Source organism: Atrimonas thermophila (assembly GCF_045864955.1).
Lineage (GTDB): Bacteria > Atribacterota > Atribacteria > Atribacterales > Thermatribacteraceae > Thermatribacter > Thermatribacter velox.
On record NZ_AP028803.1, the window covers coordinates 1,976,950 to 1,996,536 of the forward strand.

At 46.4% G+C, this 19,587-nt stretch carries 24 protein-coding genes; 4 read left to right on the plus strand and 20 right to left on the minus strand.

Translation table 11 applies throughout. The annotated features are described in order from the left end of the window. Positions 1-18: 18 nt before the first annotated feature. From lexA to ACKTT1_RS10280, 5 genes are read right to left on the minus strand one after another with little or no spacing between them, the layout of a single operon-like run. Positions 19-645 carry a transcriptional repressor LexA gene (gene lexA, locus ACKTT1_RS10260; protein ID WP_412709485.1) on the minus strand — a complete coding sequence of 209 codons (627 nt, stop codon included), beginning with the start codon at positions 643-645 and terminating at the stop codon, positions 19-21. Between the two features lie 6 nt (positions 646-651). After that, positions 652-882: an Lrp/AsnC ligand binding domain-containing protein gene (locus ACKTT1_RS10265; protein WP_369018445.1), complete on the minus strand. Its 231-nt coding sequence runs from the start codon at positions 880-882 to the stop codon at positions 652-654. A 17-nt stretch (positions 883-899) separates the two neighbouring features. Further along, positions 900-2,147, minus strand: a complete 1,248-nt coding sequence (locus ACKTT1_RS10270) for a SufB/SufD family protein (RefSeq protein WP_412709486.1) — start codon at positions 2,145-2,147, stop codon at positions 900-902. Next, the gene (locus ACKTT1_RS10275) at positions 2,144-2,875 is read right to left on the minus strand and encodes an ABC transporter ATP-binding protein (protein WP_412709487.1); all 732 of its coding nucleotides are present in this window, start codon (positions 2,873-2,875) and stop codon (positions 2,144-2,146) included. Before ACKTT1_RS10275 ends, ACKTT1_RS10270 begins: the two co-directional genes overlap by 4 nt. 41 nt (positions 2,876-2,916) lie before the next feature. Beyond that, entirely contained in the window at positions 2,917-4,062 is a 1,146-nt protein-coding gene (locus ACKTT1_RS10280) for a type III PLP-dependent enzyme (protein WP_412709488.1), read from the minus strand. Between the two features lie 214 nt (positions 4,063-4,276). On the opposite strand from ACKTT1_RS10280, the gene ACKTT1_RS10285 reads away from it, so the two are divergent. Genes ACKTT1_RS10285 through ACKTT1_RS10300 form a run of 4 tightly spaced genes read left to right on the plus strand, consistent with a single transcriptional unit; the run spans position 4,277 to position 8,426 of the window. Continuing rightward, positions 4,277-5,362: an isocitrate/isopropylmalate dehydrogenase family protein gene (locus tag ACKTT1_RS10285; protein ID WP_412709489.1), complete on the plus strand. Its 1,086-nt coding sequence runs from the start codon at positions 4,277-4,279 to the stop codon at positions 5,360-5,362. Position 5,363: 1 nt separating this feature from the next. Next, positions 5,364-6,815 carry a B12-binding domain-containing radical SAM protein gene (locus ACKTT1_RS10290; RefSeq protein ID WP_412709490.1) on the plus strand — a complete coding sequence of 484 codons (1,452 nt, stop codon included), beginning with the start codon at positions 5,364-5,366 and terminating at the stop codon, positions 6,813-6,815. Then, positions 6,763-7,524: a fumarylacetoacetate hydrolase family protein gene (locus ACKTT1_RS10295; protein ID WP_412710583.1), complete on the plus strand. Its 762-nt coding sequence runs from the start codon at positions 6,763-6,765 to the stop codon at positions 7,522-7,524. Before ACKTT1_RS10290 ends, ACKTT1_RS10295 begins: the two co-directional genes overlap by 53 nt. Before the next feature lie 2 nt (positions 7,525-7,526). Then, entirely contained in the window at positions 7,527-8,426 is a 900-nt protein-coding gene (locus tag ACKTT1_RS10300; RefSeq protein ID WP_412709491.1) for an AEC family transporter, read from the plus strand. Here ACKTT1_RS10300 and ACKTT1_RS10305 read toward each other — a convergent pair. From ACKTT1_RS10305 to ACKTT1_RS10375, 15 genes are all read right to left on the minus strand, one after another. Next, on the minus strand, positions 8,400-9,542 hold the full coding sequence (locus ACKTT1_RS10305) for a DUF3084 domain-containing protein (RefSeq protein WP_412709492.1): 1,143 nt from the start codon (positions 9,540-9,542) through the stop codon (positions 8,400-8,402). The genes ACKTT1_RS10300 and ACKTT1_RS10305 overlap by 27 nt on opposite strands. Positions 9,543-9,547: 5 nt before the next feature. Further along, positions 9,548-10,633 (minus strand): LptF/LptG family permease, encoded by a 1,086-nt coding sequence (locus ACKTT1_RS10310; protein WP_412709493.1) that lies wholly within the window; start codon positions 10,631-10,633, stop codon positions 9,548-9,550. 3 nt (positions 10,634-10,636) lie between these two features. Further along, entirely contained in the window at positions 10,637-11,389 is a 753-nt protein-coding gene (gene lptB, locus ACKTT1_RS10315; protein ID WP_412709494.1) for an LPS export ABC transporter ATP-binding protein, read from the minus strand. Next, the gene (locus ACKTT1_RS10320) at positions 11,386-12,099 is read right to left on the minus strand and encodes an LptA/OstA family protein (RefSeq protein ID WP_412709495.1); all 714 of its coding nucleotides are present in this window, start codon (positions 12,097-12,099) and stop codon (positions 11,386-11,388) included. Before ACKTT1_RS10320 ends, lptB begins: the two co-directional genes overlap by 4 nt. After that, positions 12,080-12,643 carry a hypothetical protein gene (locus ACKTT1_RS10325; RefSeq protein WP_412709496.1) on the minus strand — a complete coding sequence of 188 codons (564 nt, stop codon included), beginning with the start codon at positions 12,641-12,643 and terminating at the stop codon, positions 12,080-12,082. The genes ACKTT1_RS10320 and ACKTT1_RS10325 overlap by 20 nt, the downstream gene beginning before the upstream one ends. Next, on the minus strand, positions 12,633-13,409 hold the full coding sequence (locus ACKTT1_RS10330; protein ID WP_412709497.1) for a TlpA family protein disulfide reductase: 777 nt from the start codon (positions 13,407-13,409) through the stop codon (positions 12,633-12,635). Before ACKTT1_RS10330 ends, ACKTT1_RS10325 begins: the two co-directional genes overlap by 11 nt. Positions 13,410-13,464: 55 nt before the next feature. After that, positions 13,465-13,716, minus strand: a complete 252-nt coding sequence (csrA, locus tag ACKTT1_RS10335) for a carbon storage regulator CsrA (RefSeq protein ID WP_412709498.1) — start codon at positions 13,714-13,716, stop codon at positions 13,465-13,467. 15 nt (positions 13,717-13,731) lie between these two features. Then, positions 13,732-14,166, minus strand: a complete 435-nt coding sequence (locus ACKTT1_RS10340; protein WP_412709499.1) for a flagellar assembly protein FliW — start codon at positions 14,164-14,166, stop codon at positions 13,732-13,734. 13 nt (positions 14,167-14,179) lie between these two features. Beyond that, positions 14,180-15,355, minus strand: a complete 1,176-nt coding sequence (flgL, locus tag ACKTT1_RS10345; protein ID WP_412709500.1) for a flagellar hook-associated protein FlgL — start codon at positions 15,353-15,355, stop codon at positions 14,180-14,182. Positions 15,356-15,372: 17 nt separating this feature from the next. After that, the gene (gene flgK, locus ACKTT1_RS10350; RefSeq protein ID WP_412709501.1) at positions 15,373-16,767 is read right to left on the minus strand and encodes a flagellar hook-associated protein FlgK; all 1,395 of its coding nucleotides are present in this window, start codon (positions 16,765-16,767) and stop codon (positions 15,373-15,375) included. Positions 16,768-16,772: 5 nt separating this feature from the next. Then, the gene (locus ACKTT1_RS10355) at positions 16,773-17,291 is read right to left on the minus strand and encodes a flagellar protein FlgN (RefSeq protein ID WP_412709502.1); all 519 of its coding nucleotides are present in this window, start codon (positions 17,289-17,291) and stop codon (positions 16,773-16,775) included. A gap of 1 nt (position 17,292) precedes the next feature. Further along, positions 17,293-17,601: a flagellar biosynthesis anti-sigma factor FlgM gene (locus tag ACKTT1_RS10360; protein WP_412709503.1), complete on the minus strand. Its 309-nt coding sequence runs from the start codon at positions 17,599-17,601 to the stop codon at positions 17,293-17,295. A gap of 68 nt (positions 17,602-17,669) precedes the next feature. Further along, a complete protein-coding gene (locus ACKTT1_RS10365; RefSeq protein WP_412709504.1) occupies positions 17,670-18,101 on the minus strand; it encodes a MerR family transcriptional regulator in 432 nt (143 codons plus the stop codon). Positions 18,102-18,122: 21 nt separating this feature from the next. Then, positions 18,123-18,446, minus strand: a complete 324-nt coding sequence (locus ACKTT1_RS10370; protein WP_412709505.1) for a hypothetical protein — start codon at positions 18,444-18,446, stop codon at positions 18,123-18,125. After that, positions 18,443-19,522: a flagellar basal body P-ring protein FlgI gene (locus ACKTT1_RS10375; RefSeq protein ID WP_412710584.1), complete on the minus strand. Its 1,080-nt coding sequence runs from the start codon at positions 19,520-19,522 to the stop codon at positions 18,443-18,445. The genes ACKTT1_RS10370 and ACKTT1_RS10375 overlap by 4 nt, the downstream gene beginning before the upstream one ends. Between the last annotated feature and the right edge of the window lie 65 nt (positions 19,523-19,587).

Sequence of the window (19,587 nt, forward strand, 5' to 3'; positions counted from 1 at the left end):
ACAACACCTCCTTCTTGCTTACAGCTTTCTCCACACCCCGACCACTTTGCCTATCGCACTGTAACGGTCATCCCAAAAATCGACTTCCCACCACTTCTTTTTCTCAGAATAGCGTTGGTTGTCCCTCACTTTTCGAATGCAAACTTCATCATCAATAAAAAAAAGCCCCAGGTCGCCACAAAAAAGAGTTTCTCCTTTTTTAACGATGAGGTAATCATCTTTTAGAAGGTTCAGGCTAACCAGACGATTGTCGGGAACTCGGAAGGCGAAAAATTCACCCTTACCAATTAAAGAACGAGGAAAGAAAAGTAAGGTCTCCACTTCTTCAAAAACTGGTTTTTGATTGACATAATAGACATCTTTAACCAGAGGTATCTGGACCAGACCTTCACCATCACTGGAACCAGGTGCAGAAGATTGGACCACGAGCTCATCCACCAGCTCAATAGCTCGGGGTTTACAGGATCGACGCCTTAAAACACCCTTTTGTTCAAGCTTTTTAAGGTGATAATGCACAGTGCAGGAGGATTTAAGTCCAACCCCCTTACCAATTTCCCGTACCGTAGGAGGAAAGCCATTACGTTCAAAAAAAGAACTGATAAAGAGCAGAATCTGTTTCTCTTTTTCAGAGAGTTTGTCTTTCATAAGGCGCTAAATAACCGGGCAGGTAAGCGTCCTCTTCACACCACTTATCTGCTGCACTTCCTTAAGAATTCTTTCTCCTATCTCCTGATTGTTTTCAGCCTGAACCAGAACCACAAGGTCGAAAGGGCCCATTACCCGATCAACCCTTACCACACCAGGCACAAGCTGTATTTCTTTTTTAATAGACTGTGCCTTACCAGTCTGAGCTTGAACAAGTATATACGCTTCAACCGTCAAAAAGCTATAAACCCCCTTCAAAGCACGTCCTGAGAAGTAACCGCAATAATCTCGTCAATGTACTTTTTCAAAGCGGGAGGAATGCCGGGAATGTCAACCCCCAGAAAACCCCGGGTAATCAAAGATAGAGCTTCCTCTTTTCTCAGCCCTCGAGCTCGCAGATAATTCACCACTTCTTCCTCAATGGGACCTACAGCCGCTTCGTGAGAAAGCCTGCTTTTAGGAGCACCATACACTTCGAGTTCGGGAACGGAAACTATGCTGGCCTCTCTGGAAAAAAGTATACCCTTACACTCAAGATGAGCCTGGGCTTCGTCGTGATGGGACACCAGCTTTCCCCTTGCAAATACCTGAGCTTGATCCTGAGCACATACTCTGGATATCGAGTCGCCATTGCAACCCCGATTTTTTAAGACCAGAGTAGAGCCAACATCAATATAGGAGTCTCCCTTGGCAAAAATTATGCTTCTGAACACAGCACTCGAATTCTCGCCCTCAAGGAGTGCCCTGGGAAAAGTTTGCAGAGAAAGCAGGGGTTTCAGCAAAACATAGGTGTTACCAAAAAAAGCATTGTTACCCAGCTTAACTACAGTTCGAGGACGAACGTGGAAGTTTTCTCCCCAGTTGTGGATCATGGTAAACGTTAAACGTGCATTGTCTCCTATAAAAAATTCGCTTACTCCAATATGTAAGCCTGCCTGTTCATTATGCACGGCAGCGCACCCAGTTATCAGGTTTGCCTCAGAACCTTCTTCCAGAATAACCAGATTATGCACGCTTTGCACAGCCTGGTTTTCAGAAATTAAAAGGCAGGTTTGGAGAGGAACTTCGACTTTCTGATGCGCAAAAACTCTCACAAAATAACCCTCAGTACGACACAATTCTGAGAAGGCAGTATATTTGTCGGCATCAACCGGCACCAGACTGAAATAGTATTCCCAGAGCTCCGGGTATTTCTCCAGAGCCTTGGAGATGCTCATTATCTCAAGCTTTCCCTCAAAAGCGCGCTGAATACGCTCATAGACAGCAGAACGGTCGACTTGCAAGTACACACCCGCTGCGCTATCCTTTTCCAAATCAACGCCCGCGTACAGAGCAGCTTCTTTGAGTTGTCTATTAAGTTCTCCAGGGTCTTCCACGGTTTCCTTCTCAGCACAAACTGCAAAACGAGAAAGGTCAATATCTGGGCCCAGGGAAGCTTTCTTATTTATTGCTTCCTGAGCTCTCCGCTGCAAATTTTCCCTAATGCTCTGGTTAGTCTTCAACTTTCACACCTCAAGCAGTTCTGGTATCCGCTCTTTTTAATATCTTCAAGCAGGTCCCGAGGATTGCCCCGGCAAACTATGGTCCCTCCAATGAGAACATGACCAAGGTCAGCGTTAACGTAGTCAAGAATATGTCCGGTATGGGTAATAATGAGGCCAGAACGTCTCTTGTTGCGAACCTGGTTTCTCTCAAAAAGCTCGTTCAGCGCCTTGCCCACCAGAGCAATGTTGTCAAGATCTACTCCAGACTCGGGTTCATCAATCATGGCAAAAAGAGGTCGCTGCAAAAGAAGCTGAAAAAGCTCTGCTCTTTTAGCCTCTCCACCAGAAAAACCTGCTCCCAGGTCACGTTCCAGCAAGTAGGTGCAATTAAGCTTTTCCGCCACTTCATTAAGCGAAACCTTTTGAAAGTGCTTTTCCAGGATAATTTCTCCCAGCGTTTTTAGTGTGACTCCCTGGACCACCGGCATCCTTTGAAAAGCTATACCTATCCCCAGCTGAGCTCTCTCTTCAAGAGGAAGATGGGTGATGTCCCTTCCCTGGAAAAGAATACTCCCTCCCACAATGTTGATGCCTGGCATCCCCATAATACTTAAAAGGAGAGTGGTTTTACCCACCCCGTTGGGACCCAGCAAAACGTGTACTTCACCTTCACCTATCTCCAGGTTAATGTCACGAAGAATGACCCTTGAATCAACTGCAACTTGCAAGTTTTCAATCTTAAGCATTCGGTTACCTCTCAAAAGTACTCGCTTTTATCATTATACCACTATACCATTACCACTTTTGGTTTCTCAAAACCGTTGAAATTGGTAGCCGAAGCAATGGAATAGGCACCAATATCAGGCACTACGATCAGATCATCAAGTTCAAGTTCCGGCAGTAAAACATCTTTGGCTATCACATCCAGTGAATCACAGGTGGGACCAGCCAGGATTGCTTCTTGCAACCCATTTCCTTCCCTAAGAGGTACAAACTCCGGAGAAGCCTTATCAAAGGGAATGGCAGAGAGACTTCCGTATATTCCCTCGTCAAGATAGTACCAGACCTTGCCTCTCCGTAGAGCTTTACCAATCACTTTGGTCACCAAGAAGCAGGCACTGCCTACAATGCATCTTCCTGGTTCAGCAATCACCCGATATCCTTCCTGAAGAAAACTTTCAATATGGGGGTATATTTTGCTGGCAAGACTCTCCAAGCTCCTTTGTTCTCCTTCTTCCTGATATATCTTCAGCGGAAAACCGCCCCCAATATCCACGATGGAAAGCTCAATTCCACTTTGGCGGGCTTCGCTAAAGATTTTTCTCACAGCTTGCAGAGACACTAAGTAACTTTCTACTTGATAGCAAGGAGATCCGGCATGGAAACTGACTCCTACAGGCTGCAAGCCCATTTCTCTGGCCCTCAAAAGCAAAAACAGCGCTTCTTCCGGTTCCGCACCGAACTTATAGGAAAGGTTAGCCCCGCTACCATTGGAAGGCGATGTAATGCGCAAAAGGAGTTCCGCTTCTGGGTATACTTTCTGGATTTTGTAAAGCTCATTCAGGTTATCATAGGTCATAAGCTTCAAACCTATTTCCCGCGCAAATGCCAGACCCTTTTTGCGCTTTATGGTGTTGGCAAATATCATGCGTTCCGGTCCTATACCCAGTTCATGAACGAGTTGCACTTCCTGCTTTGAGGCCACATCAAAACAGCTTCCCAGAGTATCCAGAGTCCTTATGATTTCTGGATGAGGGTTGGCCTTAACAGCGTAAAAAGGTTGAACACCAGGTAAAAACCTGGTGAAAGCCAGGAAATTTTCAATCAGGCGTTCTCTCAAAATGACAAACAAAGGTGTGTCATAAATCTTAACCAACTCAACTATTCTTTCTTTTTCCAAGGGAAGCTTTTTAGAAACGACCAAACCCTTCAATTTTGCATCGCCTCTTTTTTTCTAAAATGCCAGAGCAAAGTATATATTTTATAACTTTTTTTTGCAATGATTATTTGACTCCACTCCAAATTTTTATAAAAGTTCACTTCGAATTCCAATATTCCTCAAAACATCGCTGGATTACCGTGGTTGCAAAAAAGCAGTCTTTAAATTATTATTCTCCAAAACACCACCCAAGAAAGGAGAAAGGCTCATGGCATATCGGGTAACTCTGATTCCAGGCGATGGCACTGGACCCGAAATTACCGAAACCACTAAAGCGGTGATTGAAGCCACTGGCGTGGAAATAGAATGGGATGTTCAGGAAGCGGGCGCGGACGTGCTCGAAAAATATGGTACCCCTCTTCCTGAGCAGGTTATCGAATCCATCCGCAAAAATAAAGTGGCCCTTAAAGGGCCCATCACCACCCCGGTGGGCACCGGCTTTAGAAGTGTTAACGTGGCCCTGCGCAAGGCCCTGGACCTCTATGCCTGCGTCCGCCCCTGCAAAACCTATCCTGGTGTACGATCCCGATACTCGGACATCGATCTTGTCGTGGTGCGCGAAAACACCGAAGATCTCTACGCAGGGGTGGAATTTGAAAAGGGGAAACCAGAAACGCAGGAGATCATAAAAACCATTAAAGACCTGGGAGCAGGTGAAATTCGAGAAGATTCTGGAATAAGCATAAAAGCTATTTCAGTATTTGCTTCGGAAAGGATAGTTCGCTTTGCCTTTGAATACGCCCGTAAATACAAGCGCCGTAAAGTCACAGCAGTACACAAAGCCAACATCATGAAATACTCTGACGGTTTATTCCTGGAGGTTGCCCGCAACGTAGCCAAAGAGTATCCGGACATCGAATTTGAAGACCGCATCGTTGATAATATGTGCATGCAACTGGTACAGAAGCCGGAATTATACGACGTTCTGGTACTTCCCAATCTTTATGGAGATATCATTTCAGATCTTGGCGCTGGGCTGGTTGGTGGGCTTGGGGTGGCCCCTGGAGCCAATATTGGTGAACACTATGCCGTTTTTGAACCCACCCACGGTAGCGCTCCCAAGTATAAAGGTCTTTACAAAGTCAACCCCATTGCTATGATACTTTCTGGAGTGATGATGCTTCGCCACCTGGGAGAAGAAGAGAGAGCCAATCGACTGGAGAAAGCGGTAGCTGAGGTCATTAAAGAGGGCAAAAAGGTAACCTATGATATGAAGCCAACTCCTGATGATCCAACTGCCTGTAAAACCTATGAAGTTGGCGAAGCAATCATAGAAAAGCTAAAGAGCTTTTGAGGTGAAGCAATTGAAAATATTGCTGGTAAATCCCCCGTCCCCGGGAATATACAATCTCATCGGTTTGAAACTGCCTCCCCTGGGCCTTGCTTACCTTGCTGCTGTCTGCAGGGAAAAAGGTCATCAGGTGGAAATTGTCGACCTTCAGGTGGAACCCAAGTCAAAGCTACACCAGGCCTTCTCTCGTTGTGACCTGGTAGGCATCACTTCAGAAACCAATAAAGTACATCAAGCCCTTAAAGTAGCAAAAGAAGCCAAGGAGCGGTTCGGGTTACCCGTAATTATGGGAGGATATCACGCCACCTTTTTAGACGAAGAAGTGCTACGTTCAGGATGGGTGGATTGGGTCATCCGGGGAGAAGGAGAAATTCCGATGTCTCAATTCTTAGAGGCCCTGGACAGAAAAAGCGATTTGACCACTGTGCCTGGTCTCTCCTTTTTGTGCCAGGGGAAACTCGTGCGTACTCCTCAAACAACACCCCCTGAAGATCTTGATGCTTTGCCTTTACCCGCCCGAGAACTTCTACCCCTTTCTAAATACTGGATGACCCAGGTAGAAGGAGAACCAGCAGTGAATGTTTTGACCAGCCGGGGATGCCCTTTTGGCTGTTCGTTTTGTGCTTCTTCCCAGTTTTCAGGGAGGAAGTGGCGTAGTCGGTCTCCGGAAAACATTTTTCAGGAAATAGAAAAAATATATTTTGACCTGGGATACCGAGGTATTGCTTTTGTCGATGACAATTTTACGCTTTCCCCAGAACGTGTGGAAAAGCTGTGTTCCAAAATAGAGCAGAACCGCTTAAAGCTAAAGTGGTGGTGCTTTTCAAGGGCGGATACCATCGTTCAGAACGAATCTTTAGTGAGAAAAATGGCCAGAGCTGGGTTGCGCATGGTGTACCTGGGAGTGGAAAGCGTTGAAAAAACCATCCTTGACGACTACAAAAAGAAACTATCGGCAGAAGTAGCCAGAAAAGCAATAAATATCCTCCGCAAATACAACGTTAAAAGCTGGGCATCTTTTATTCTGGGAAGCATCAGGGATACCCGGGAGACCGTTCTGCGCACTGTCGAATTTGCCAAAAACCTTGCTCCGGATTTGGTGCAATTTTCAGTCCTCACTCCTTTCCCAGGAACCGAAATCTATGAAAAATTCCTCAAAGAAGGACGCATTGTTAAACTCAATTGGAAGCTTTTTGATGGAGCACACCCGGTCCTCAAAGGTGACTTCCTGGACACCGAAGAGGTAAAGAAGCTACTCTGGAAAGCTTACTTCGAGTTTTATCGGGAGTGGCGCTATTTACCTCAAGCTTTTTCCATGCTCAAAAAAATTATGGTAACCAGCATACCACCCCTGGCCAAAATGAAAGAAACCCACTACTGGAAGGAGAGGTTGCAACGTGTATATTCTTCGTTTCATACATCCAAAATGGAAAGCCCCTCAATGGGGCCGTCTTGAAGGAAAAGAAACCGTTGTCCCCATCGTCTCCCCTTTTCATCCAGAAGAGCAAAAAAACCAACCGTCCCTTACACTGGATGAGGTAAAACTTCTGGCTCCAGTTAAGCCGAGCAAAATTGTAGCAGTGGGTCTGAACTATGCAGACCACATCGCTGAAATGGGTAACACCCCGCCACCAAATCCCATTATCTTTATAAAACCGCAAACAGCAGTGATTGGCCCCGGGGAACACATTGTGTTGCCCCCTTCTTCGCAGCGAGTTGACTACGAAGCAGAATTGGCTGTAGTCATAGGAAAAAAGTGTCGGTCGGTGAGACCTCAGGAAGCTCCTTCCTTTATCCTTGGTTATACTTGCTTTAATGATGTCACAGCCCGAGACCTTCAGAAAAAGGATGGGCAGTGGACTCGTGCCAAAAGCTTTGACACTTTCGCTCCACTTGGCCCCTGGATAAACACCAACCTTGACCCTTCTGCGCTTCACATCGAGTGTCGCCTCAACGGGGAATTAAAACAGTCCTCTTCGACCTCCAACCTGCTTTTTTCGGTCTTTGAGCTGGTTGCTTTCATATCCGAAATAATGACGCTTCTACCAGGAGATGTCATTGCCACCGGAACTCCTCAAGGAGTGGGACCCATGAAGGACGGTGACCTGGTAGAAGTCTACGTTGAGGGTGTAGGCACTCTATCCAACCCTGTAAAAGCTGGCTAATCATGTATCAGGTCCTGGCAAGCATCTTTATTCTCATCGGCATTGGGTTTCTGCTACGCACGTTACGGGCCTTTGACACCGAAGCGGCTTTCCTTTTCAACCGCTTTGTGCTATATATCAGCTTTCCCTGCTTAGTTTACCGTTCTCTTTCTCACGCCTCTCCCCAGGCCTCACTGTGGAAAATCCCACCTCTTGGCTGGGCCATGGTGAGCATCTTCTTCATAATCAGCTTCTATGCTGCTCGTAAGTTCTTTAAGCTGGACAAAAGAGGTGCTGTCTCCTTCGCCATGGTTGCTGCTTTCGGGAATACCTCTTTCCTGGGGTACCCCTTTGTTATGGCTCTGCTTGGAGAGGAGGCGTTACCTCCGGCTATCTTTTTTGACCAGATGGCTAATTTTCTATCGGTATTCACAGTAGGGATTTTTTTCTGTGTCAGTGTCACCGAGAGCAGATTTTCATGGAAACAGCTTTTTCAAATTTTGAAATTTCCGCCCTTTATCGCTTTGCTCCTTGCCCTGACTACCAGGGAACTGGGTAGTCTACCAAGATTGCTCGAAGAAACTATCAACCGCCTGGCTGACGTCACTGTACCCCTAACCATGGTGGCTATAGGAATTTCTCTTTCCCTCCAAAACCTTCGGGGCCACCTGAAACCGCTCTTCGGAGCAGCCTCGATCAAGCTTTTTTTCCTGCCTTTGCTCATGCTCGGGGTATCTCAATTTTTTTCCTTCTCACCTCTGGAGCGGGGAGCCCTGGTCATGGAGAGCGCCATGCCCACTCTCATGACCTCCTACGTCATAGCCTCCCTGTATCAGCTCGACGCCCAGTTTGTGTCAAGCGGCATTGTTTTGACCACTCTGCTTGCTCTGGGTAGCTTACCCCTCTGGGGTTTGCTCTTTTAGCACTTCAAGACGCACTCGCAAGGGTCCGGCAGTAAAAATATCTTCCTCAGCTACGGCACGCAGTATTATTTTCCCCCGAATGTTTTCCAGCTCCTGAAAAACCTCGGTCAGGTTGCTGGCCGAGATAATTCCCACTTTCCCTTCTTGGGGAAGAATGCCCTTTTTAAGACCAACTGCGTTTAGCTCTCGCAGCACTTCACCCAGAAGGGCATCAATGTTAGTTCCCTCATCTATAGTCAACACTTTTTGATAGATAACTTCCCCTTGCGAGAAAATTTTGCGATTTTCATCCACATACATGCGAGCAATCACCGGCTCTCCCTGCAGGCTGTTTATGGCAGCAACCAGCCTGACTACCACATCATTGGAAGCATTGTGGATTTTATCGATGGCCTGGCGGAAGTCCTCTTCGGGAACAAAAACAGCCTGTCCAGTTTCCGAGTGACGACCGGCGCCTTTCTGGAGGGCAAGCTGGTCACCCTTGCGGATTACCGCAAGCAACGCCTCCTGGGCCTTATCTTCACTCATCCCACCCGGCAGTATGGCTCGCAGGATTTCTTCATCATCCTGAAAGACAATTCTTCCCTGACGGATAGCCACTATGCTGGAGCGGAGCCGGGCCAGTTCTGCCCGAAGCGATGTCAACTCCTGCTGCAGTTCGTCTCTCTGCTTCTCAAGCTGGGCTACTGTTTCTCCAAGCAACCGGGTTTGTTCTTCCAGAGCGGCCTTGGAATTCTGTAGCTCTCGTTCCTTGGTTTCCAGCTCCTGAACCCTTGACTGGTAGTCTTCGAGTTGCTTTTCGGTGTTTTCAAGCTCCAGACTGCGGGCAATTACTTCCTGATTCAGTGAATTCAGTTGCTCCCGCAACTCCTGCATACCAAACAGAGCTGTCCGCACATCTTCTGAAGCCGCACTCAAAACCAGAAGGGTAACTGTAGCAATCAATATGCCGGTCATAATGCTTACCAGGAAAGCCGTGTAGCGGGGCCGCAGCTTAAAAAGGGAGAGCTTTTTCCTCCCAATGCGACGCCCCAAAAAATCACCCACGTAGGCAATAACACCGCTGAGTAAAATTATGGAAAGAATCAAAAGAAAACTGGAAAAAGAGGCCCTCACAGAGATTAACTCCTTTCTCTCAAAAAAATGAGCAAAAAACCAACTACTCCTCCCACCAGGTTGCTGAACCAGGCACCTGTAAGAGGGTCAAGAACACCACCCTCAGCAAGAACACCAGTTACCGAGAAAAGAACGTAATACCCGAATACCACCAGAATGCTCACTCCAATACCCACACCCTTACCCGAACGCGGCGAAATCACCCCCAGAGAAACCCCCAGCAAAACGAAAACAATACTTGCAAAGGGAATAGCCGTCTTCTGCCACAAGATAAGCTCCAGCCGGGTCGTATCTTTATTGTGCGCACTTTCCCTTTCGATATAACCTTTGAGCTGGGCCAGGCTCATCTCCCGGGGGTTTTTCTGCTGCTGAAGCGTCTCCTGCAGGCTCTGCTGAGCACTGATTTCCTCCCTTTCAAAACGGACAATTCTCTTTACCTCACCCCCAGGGCCCATTTCATAAAGAATACCTTTCCGAAAAATCCATTTACCCTGCTGGTTGGTAGCTTCCTGAGCGCTGATGATGCGCAAGATACCTTCTTTGCCGTACTCCTGCACCGTAACGCCGCTGAGCACTCCTTCACGGGAATTTACCTGACGCACATAAAAAATGCGTTCCACCCCTTCTCCAGCCTCTTCTCGAAAAAAGGTGTTTTCTTGAAAAAGTAGACCGGTGAGCGAAGTACCTTCGGTAAGTTGCATCAGCTTTTCCGCAGACATGGGAACAAAAGTTTCCTGAATTAGAATCGTAGCTGAACAGGCCCAAATTGAAAAAATCAGAAAAGGGACAGTAAACCTGAAATAGCTCACCCCCGCAGCCCTGAGTGCAACGACTTCGCTATCTGAAGAGAGACGGCTGGTGGTTAAAATGGAACCCAGGAGCACAGCCATAGGGATGATGTACACCAAGAAAGAAGGAATGTTCCAGAGGAAAATCTGAACCACCCGAACCAAGGAAAGACCGCTTTTCAACCACAAGCTGGTAAGACGATAAATAAGGTCTGACGCTGTCAGAATAGAGAGGAAAAGGCCAATTCCAAAAATAAAGTTAACGACCAGCTGCTTGAGTATATAGCGATCCAGGGTTTTCATGTTTTAAAGGTTAAACCGTTCTCCCAGATAGTACTTTCGGCTCAGGTCAGATTGGAGTATTTCCTCAGGGGAACCAGCAACCAGAATTTTACCTTCGAACATGATGTATGCACGGTCAGTTATGGCCAGGGTCTCCCGCACCGCGTGGTCAGTAATAAGGACTCCAATTCCCTTCTGAGCCAGATAACGTATGATATGTTGAATTTCTTCAACCGCAATAGGGTCAATACCAGTAAACGGTTCATCAAGAAGAATAAAAGAAGGCTCCGTAGCCAAGGCTCTGGCAATTTCCAGCCTCCTCCGCTCCCCGCCTGAAAGGAGGTTGGCTGAAGAGAGCGCAAGATGGGCAATGCCAAACTCCTCCAGCAAAGCATCTCTTCTTTTGCGAACCTCATGACGTGGCAAACCCTGCATTTCGAGTACCAGGTCCAGGTTCTCTTTAACCTTCAACTTTCTGAAAACCGAGGGTTCCTGCGGCAGGTATCCAATACCCATCCTGGCCCGAACATACATTGGTATACCGTTCAGGGCACGTTCATCCAGAAAAACTCTTCCCTCTGTAGGGTGGATAAGTCCTACAATCATGTAGAATGTGGTGGTTTTGCCGGCGCCATTGGGACCTAAAAGACCCACTACTTCACCCCTTTTCACCTCAATACTGACACCGTTAACCACTTTTTTCCGGTTATACTCTTTAACCAGCTCCTCACCGCGCAGTATCTTCCACTCTCTCCGCAAAGTCTCAGTCCCCATCATGGCTGAATATTAATGGACACTTCTCCTTTGACCTGAATCTTACGAGTTTCAGGATAAATAAGTATTTCATCGCCAACCATGGAGTGATTTCCCTTAACAATTTTTGCTCCACCCAGAATGCTTATGAAAGGAGAACCTTCTTTAAAAACAGCCCTTTGCGCCTGACCTTCCCATCCTTCTCCAGAAAGATGCACTTCAAAGGCCATCCAGGTCCTGTCCTGAAAAGAATAAACCAGCTTTGTACACCCCAGTTCAAAGGGTTCCAACTTGAAACTTACTTCACCCTCGGCAAGAAGTTGACGAGCCTCAAAATCAATCTGAACTTGAGGTGCTGCAAAAACAACCTCTTTTCCGCTACCCTCAACTTTTTCGAGCCAAAGTCGGTTTGCCTCTCCCTGGTAAAAAAGTTCCGAAGCGTTTATCTGATACTCTCCCCAAGTAATATCTATTTCACCAGTGCTTTTCAGTTCCCGCTTTTCAGTATCAATTTCCAGGGCAGGACAACGTATAACCACCTCTCCCCACTCTATGGTGGATGCACCAGGAGCCACGATTTTTCCAGTATTTTCGTCATATTCCACCGAAGAAGTGCGTATGGTAATCTCTGAAAAACCTTCCTGGGCCAGAATAGGGAAGAAATAACCAGCGAGTAACACCAGACCAAGGCAAAAAGCAACACTCCAAAGCAACTTACCTGACCAGCTTAACATTCACCACCACATCCCCACTGATTTGGAGTTTGTTCCCTTTGAGTTCATAAGTCATTTTGTCACCGCGCAAGGTTAGATTTTGATCTTTGAGATTCGCTTCTTCCAGTATACACTTCTTTTCCCGAGCAATCCACTGCAGGAGCCGGCCACGAAGCAGCCTTTCACCACCAACTTCCTGCATAACTACCTCCCAGAACAGAGCATCACCGCTTTCCAGAGACACCTTGCCCCGGGAGGCTGTAATACTGTAAAACGGTTTTTCGTCGATAAAAAAATAGCCAGTTATCTCTTTCAGTTCGACCTCCATGTCTTTCTGGCTGATTAATTTTGCCTTTAGACTCCACTCCTTGCCTGCCTCACCAAGGTGAACAATTTCAGTTTCTCGAAATTCTATCAATGGCTGGGTGGTTTGCAGCAAAGGGACATTGTTTTCCGCTGGTGGCTCTTCGATGGGAATAACCCACCAGAAGAAAACACAAAAAACAAGGAGTGCCGTCGAGGAAAGCCCCCAAAAACAGGTATCAACGATTAACCTAACTCGCATGCAACATGAAGTAAACCCGCCTGAAACCCTGAAGAGCCATTTCTTTACACAACTTCAGGCTTTGCTGGTTGTCATCAGCCAGAACGAGATATAGCTTTGATTTATCGAATTTCGAAAATTCTATTTGAGAATCATCAAAAGCAATATACACGACTCCCTGCTCCCCTGAAAAGATGTTGGACGGGCTTTTGCGAGCATCCAGAACCGTAACTTGCTGGTTCAACTTAAACAAGTTTTGAATTTCGACCTCTCTCAACCCTCGATACCAGAGTATACTGTTCAGCTTATCTCTCAAAGCTTTTTCACTGGTTGCTCCAATAACCAAATCGGCAATTTCACCTTTAGGATTCACAAAAAAGGCGGTAGGAACACCCATTACCATGTATTCCATAAAAACACGACCTGTTTCATCAAGAAGAATTGGAAAATTGACACCCAGACTGGAGGCAAATTTTTTAAGTCGTTCTGGATTTTCTCGCGCTGCAATGCCAAACACCTTCAGGTCAGCTTTCAAGGCATACTCTTCATAGAGCTTTTGTAAAATGGGCATTTCTTGCTTGCAAAAATGACAATTGGTAGAGAAAAAAACCAAAACCACTGGAGAACCTTTTAACTGAGAAAGACTGACTTCCTCACCAGAAAGTGCCTTTAACGTGAAAGGAGTAGCTTCTCTGGCAGCACCAAAAGCTGCTGGGATAGATACCGCGAAAACAGCAAGGCACAAAGTAAGAAGAGTAAATGTGGTCAGATGACTCCTTCTTTTCATAGAACATACCTCCCGCATCAACTGGTTTTTTTCTTAAAACCTTTTCAGAACGTAATTATTTCCGCGGCAAATTCGGCTTGCTTTCAGCAAAGATTTTCTTGAAATTTTGCACCCTATCAGGAGAGACAAAAACTGAGCTTCTGTTACCCTCAACCAGCGATTGATAGAGCTCTTCGCGATAAATGGGAATATCTGAAGGAGCGGTAATACCTATTTTAACCTTTCCTTTTTCAATGCCAATAATCTTTATCTCAATGTTATCCCCAATACGTATACTTTGGTCAACCTTCCGGCTGATTACTAACATTCGGGCACCCTGAATTTATTGAGAGGTTGTGCTTGCACCCTCCAGCCTCAAAATATGGCGCAGGCCATAAGGGCTTCCCTCAAGAACTACCTGCTTACCAATCTTCAATCCACAGTTTATCACAATCGGTGCCAGAAGGTTAACCCCTATTTCCTGAGGAGAAAGAATATTCATTATAGCCAGGACGATCACCTCACGATGTGAAGTGATGCCCAACGCCTGACACTCAGTGCTGGAAAGCTCGATCTCGTAGTCAGGAAAGTAAAGAAAAGGGTCGCAGAGGGCAAAAACTATGTTTTCTTCTTCCACGCTTTGTAACCAGAAAAACCCTTTCTCTTCGAGCAAGATAAAGCGCCGCAGATGTTCAAAACCGGGAAGACCCCAAGGGAAAAAGAGAATTTTATCTTCTCCAACTTCCAGTTCACCAAAATAAGCAGTCTTAATTTGCATTTTCATTCGCTCCTCAACGAAGAAAGTCAAGCAGGGTTGGTTGGGTCACCTGGGCAGCTGCAGCAAGAGCCATTTGATAAACGTTTTGATGTTCCTTAAGCTGCATAACCACTTCTGCAACATCTATATCCTCGTTAGAAGACAGCAAAGTCTTAAAATTAAGCGAGAAGTCCTCAAAACGGTTAAGGGCATTCTCGAGGCGCTGGACTTTGGCTCCTACCTGGGCACGGATACCCAGCAAGTCGTTCAACTCCTGGTCTATTTTACTTATGTCTTCTTCAACGCTTTGCGGCTGGTTTCCACGCAGGTGTTCAACCAGGTCTTTGACTACTTTAAGGATCCCCTCAGCTTCGGAGGTATTTTGAATGTTCCCTCCTGCATCAAGTATTCCCCAATCTTGAAGCGGTGTACCGTTTACATCGGAAAGAACCAGTGTGCTCTCAGTACGGGAGCGTAAAATAAGGGTGGATCCATCAGTTACCGCATATGCAGTGGAACGCAAAGAGGGTTCGTTGTTAATAGCGTTAACCAGGTCCTGCAGGGTGGTCATGGTAGCATCAATGGTGATAACTGTCCCATTGATACTGAACTGGTCACCAGGGTTAAGAGTTACCGGGTTGGAACTTCGGGCCTCAAACCCCTTGAAGAACACTTCATCCCCCGGAAAGCTAATGTCAATAACCGTTTTGGACTCAATTTCCCTAATCAGGGAATTCGAGTCCCCCAAATAAGTAATCTGATTTCCTTGTATCACAAAGGGCGGCTCAGTCAGGCGTGTTCCTGCAAAAAGGTAGCGGTCAGCGTAGGAAATGTTTCCAATGGAAACCAGTTCTTCCAGTTGTTTTTCCACTTCCTCAGCTATAATCACCCTGTCTTCAGCGGTCAGGGACCCATTAGCTCCCTGCAAGGCAAGAGTACGTATTTTTTGGATGACCTCAGTCGCCGAACCCAGGCTTTCGTCAACCAGGTTTAACCAGTTTCTGGCATCCTCAACATTAGAACGGAATTGCTCCAGTTTACTGATTGAAGTTTTTAGAGACAATATGCTGTTAATTTTAATGGGGTCATCAGAGGGTCTACGAATCGCCTTGCCCGAAGAGAGAACATCTTCTATCCTGACCATTCTTTCCAGGATGTTATTAAGATTCTGCATTACCCTATCGCTGAGAACCCTCTGAGTCACTCGCATCAACGCTACCCCCTACCTCACTTTAAGCGATTAACCACTGTATCCAGCATTTCGTCAAGAGTGCGTATCAGCGAAGCGGCAGCATTGTAAGCATGCTGATACTTGATGAGGTTTGTCATCTCTTCATCGAGAGAAACACCTGAAACACTTTCTTTTCTCATGTTGAGCTGGTCTACAAGCAAGCTCTGGTTTTCAGCGATGCGCTGTGCTTCCTGCCTTTCTGCACCAAGCTGGGATATTACTCCCCGATAATAATCATCAGGGTTAGCTCCATTCACAAAATCACTTTCCCGCAATTGGGCAATACGCAAAGCAACTTCTCCGTCTCCTGGTGCCCCGGTCGCAGAAGCAGCAACCAGCCGATAATCCCCGGAAATAGCAGGGTCAACCGCTATGTCTTCTGCAGTGCTTCCTGCAAAAAAGACTCCACCTGGTGCAGGAGGTTCTTGAAGGGTATAACCGGTTTGATGCAAAGCATTCACTTCTTCAATGAGCTCCTGGGCCAGAAGGTTAAGGTTGCTTTTGTAATTTTCCAGCAGAGAATCCCGCAGGTCAAAAATAGCTTTCAACTCTCCACTCTGATTGGCAAAGTCAATCCTTTGGGTAGTACCCTGAAAATAAACCTGATTGAACCCACTCAAAGGGTCAACCTGCACCTCCAGCAGGTTAAGTTCCTTAGTACTTGCCAAAACCCTTCCTTGAAGAATAATGGTATAGGTACCATTGTTTTCTTCCTGAACCTGGAGATCAATGATTTTGGAAAGTTCATCGACAGCAAGGTCCAGCTTGTCTTTATAGTCGTTGATGTTGCCACCAGCAGCGCTCAAACGAACGATTTGCTGGTTTACACTGTGGATTTGTTCCAAATAACTGTTGATTTCACCGACTTTGAGCGCTACCTGTTCATCAAACTGTTCCTGGGCAAGCACCAGTTGAGAGTGCGTATGCTGGAAAGCCTCCGCTAAGAGATTGGCCGTTTCAACCAGTAAGGCCCTACTTGCTTCACTTTCCGGCGTTTTGGAAAGTTCCTGCCAGGCGTTCCAGAAATTGTTCATAATATTCGATAAACCGCTTTCCTGTGGATCACCAAAGATTATCTCTACCTGATTCAAGCCTTCATCAATAGTGCTCCAGTAGCTCTCGATACGAGATTCCTGACGCAGCTGAAGGTCTATAAAACGGTCTCTTAAACGTTGAATCTCCTCTACAACAACGCCGCTACCCACACTTTTGAGATAAGGAGGCACGAAGATGCCGGAAAGGGGAACAGTCTTCGCTGTCATTTTAGCTGATTGACGGGTGTAACCCACGGTATTGGCATTGGCAATATTGTGACCGGTAATATCCATAGCTTGCTGCTGGGCTTGCAAGGCGCTTTTACCTATCTCCAGTCCAAAGAAGCTGCTACCCATACCTGCTACATCCTCCCATCAATCAAAATGCCCTGAAGGGCTTTCCCGGTCTCTCTCTTCCCCGAAGGGTCATACGCTTCAAAAGAGTTATAGCTTTCAATCCTGGCAAGCAGAGCAAAAACTGCGTTGAAGTAATTGAGCGTATCCTTGATCAAAATGGCATTTTGCTGATTAACCCGTTGCACCTCAGCACTGGTTTCCCAAATATCATTCTGCAGGGCTTTTATGGAAATTGCAATTTCTTCCGGGAAAAGAGGAAGAACCTGGGAAATACACGTTTCTTTCTCTTCCAGACCAGCAAAGCTGGCAATGTTACGCAGGACACCGGTCAACTTACGCTCAAAGGCCTGGTTTTCGAGAATTAGGTCGGCTTTCTTCTTCACCACATCACCAAGTTCTCCAATTCGGTTTTGAATCAGTATCTCTTGTTCTTCTCGGACTACCTCAAGAAGCTTTTTCTGAAGAGTACAGCCTTCTTTTAAAACCTCCAGAAGGACCGTCCCGGCCTCTTCGAAAACGGACACCTCATTCGCCTCCGGAAAAGAAAGAATCGGCAATGTCCCTGATTATCATCTTTTCCACTACCTTGGCAGGTTCCACATGATACTCATTCCTGGAGAGTCTGTCTTTTATTTCCGCAATAAGTTGTTCCCTCAGCTCAGGAACCTCCTGCAGTTTGCGATAAATCTCTCGGATTTCCAGAGCCTTTTGAGAAAAAGAAATTTTGTCTCCTTTGTTTGAACTTATACCCTGGGAGGTTTTCGATCTGGACTTACCACTTTTCTCAGCATATATTTTCAAAATACTCTCCAGCTGATTCGCAGAAATCTTCATGATTGTATCCCCCTCTATCTCCTGCTATTAATACTATATCGGCAATTACAACAAAAACTTTAGGGGTATTAGTCAGCTGGTTTCTCTTTTTTTTTCAAAATAGCATCTCGAAAATAAAACCTATCCTTGTTTTGTCGATTTGAGGAATCGGCAGCGGCCTCTTCCCGAAAAAGATACGATAGTTGCAGTCGACATTTCTCGCAAAAACGGCCAGATGAAATGGGCTTTCCACAGCGTTCACACCTTAAACCAGCATCAACGCCTTGCTCGCTCTGGACAATTTGTAGCCTGCCCTGTTTGAGAAAATGGAGAATATCCTTTTTGTCTACACCAGTAGCTTTACTGGCCTCCTCAATGGTAGAACGCGGGTTTCTGAGGAAGAATTCTTTCACTTTCAAAAATTCTTCTTCCTGAGATTCCAAACAGACAGGACATAACTCGATAGCATCGAGGTTCTTCCTAAACAGTTTTCCACACTTCTTGCAACGGGCTATCTCCATGATTCATCTCCCAACATAATATTAACACTTTCCAGAAGACGAGGGAAGTTCCAGTGCACGATAAAGCATTTCCCCTATCCGAAGATTGGTGGACGCACAGCTTTTTTTGCACACTTCATCCAGCCACATTTCTCGAAACCACACTTCTTCCTTTCCCAGAAAAGGGGATTCCCGGTCGACAAAAAGAGGTTGCACTGCTTTCCTGAAAATAAAGCTCAGCAGAAAGGCCTCAAAATCCTGACAGGCCTCGCGTAATCTTGCCCGTTGCCTTTCAAGAGAAAATTTTGATTGCTCGGCAATGATCTCTGAAGGAGAACAGAAGTTCTCTAACTTTACCTCTCTCATTCTACAATCAACTCCCCCTGCAAAGCTCCTGCCTTTTTGAGGGCCTGAAGAATGGCCACCAAATCACGAGGAGTCACCCCTAAGGCATTCAGAGAGTTTATTAAATCGTCAATGGTGTTACCCGATTCCACCCGAAATAAGCGTCCCTCTTCCTGGGCAGCCTGAACTTCCTGCTGGGGAACCACCTGAGTTTCTCCCCCCGAAAAAGGAGGCGGTTGAGACACTTCATATTGTGTCTGAATGCTCACTGTTAGGTTGCCATGAGCCAGTGCCACAGGAAGAATACGAACGTTGCCTCCAATAACCACAGTCCCGGTACGTTCATTAACCACTACTCTGGCAGGAACATCAGGTTCCACCGGGAGTTCTCCAATCATGGCTAAAAGCTGCGGCACTCTATCACTGAAACTTTCCGGTATGCTCACCTCGACACGGTTAGCATCGATAACTCGCGCCCTCCGCCCACCAAGTTCCTGGTTGATAACCCTTGCTATGCGAGTAGCAGTTACAAAATCAGGATTCTGCAAAAGAAGAGAAAAAGTTCCTTTTAAAGAGTTCACAAAAGAAGTGCTTACACTCCGCTCCACGATTGCGCCGTTGGGTATTTTGCCCACTGTGGGATGGTTTTGCTGAACCTGATTTCCACCTCCACCAGCGGCAAAACCGCCTACCGAGAGCGGTCCCTGAGCAACTGCATATACTTTCCCGTCCACGCCTTTTAAAGGCGTCAAAAGAAGGACGCCTCCCTGAAGGCTCTTTGCATCACCTAATGAAGAAACGGTAACATCGATCCTCTCTCCTTCACTTACAAAAGGAGGCAACTCGGCAGTAACAATCACTGCCGCAACGTTTTTGGAGCGCACCTGTTGAGAATCAACGGTTATCCCCAACTTGGACAGCATATTGGAAAGACTTTGGTTGGTGAACAGACTGCTTCTGCTATCACCGGTTCCTGAAAGGCCAACTACCAGCCCATAACCTACCAGCTGGTTTCCCCTCACTCCCTCAACCTGGGTAATGTCTTTGATACGTACCGTTTCTGCACTAACAAAAACGGCACAACAAAGAACCGTCATGACCGCCACCGTTATGAAAACAACAATTCTGCTCACGGTGCTCAGGCCACCTCCAGAACCGGAAA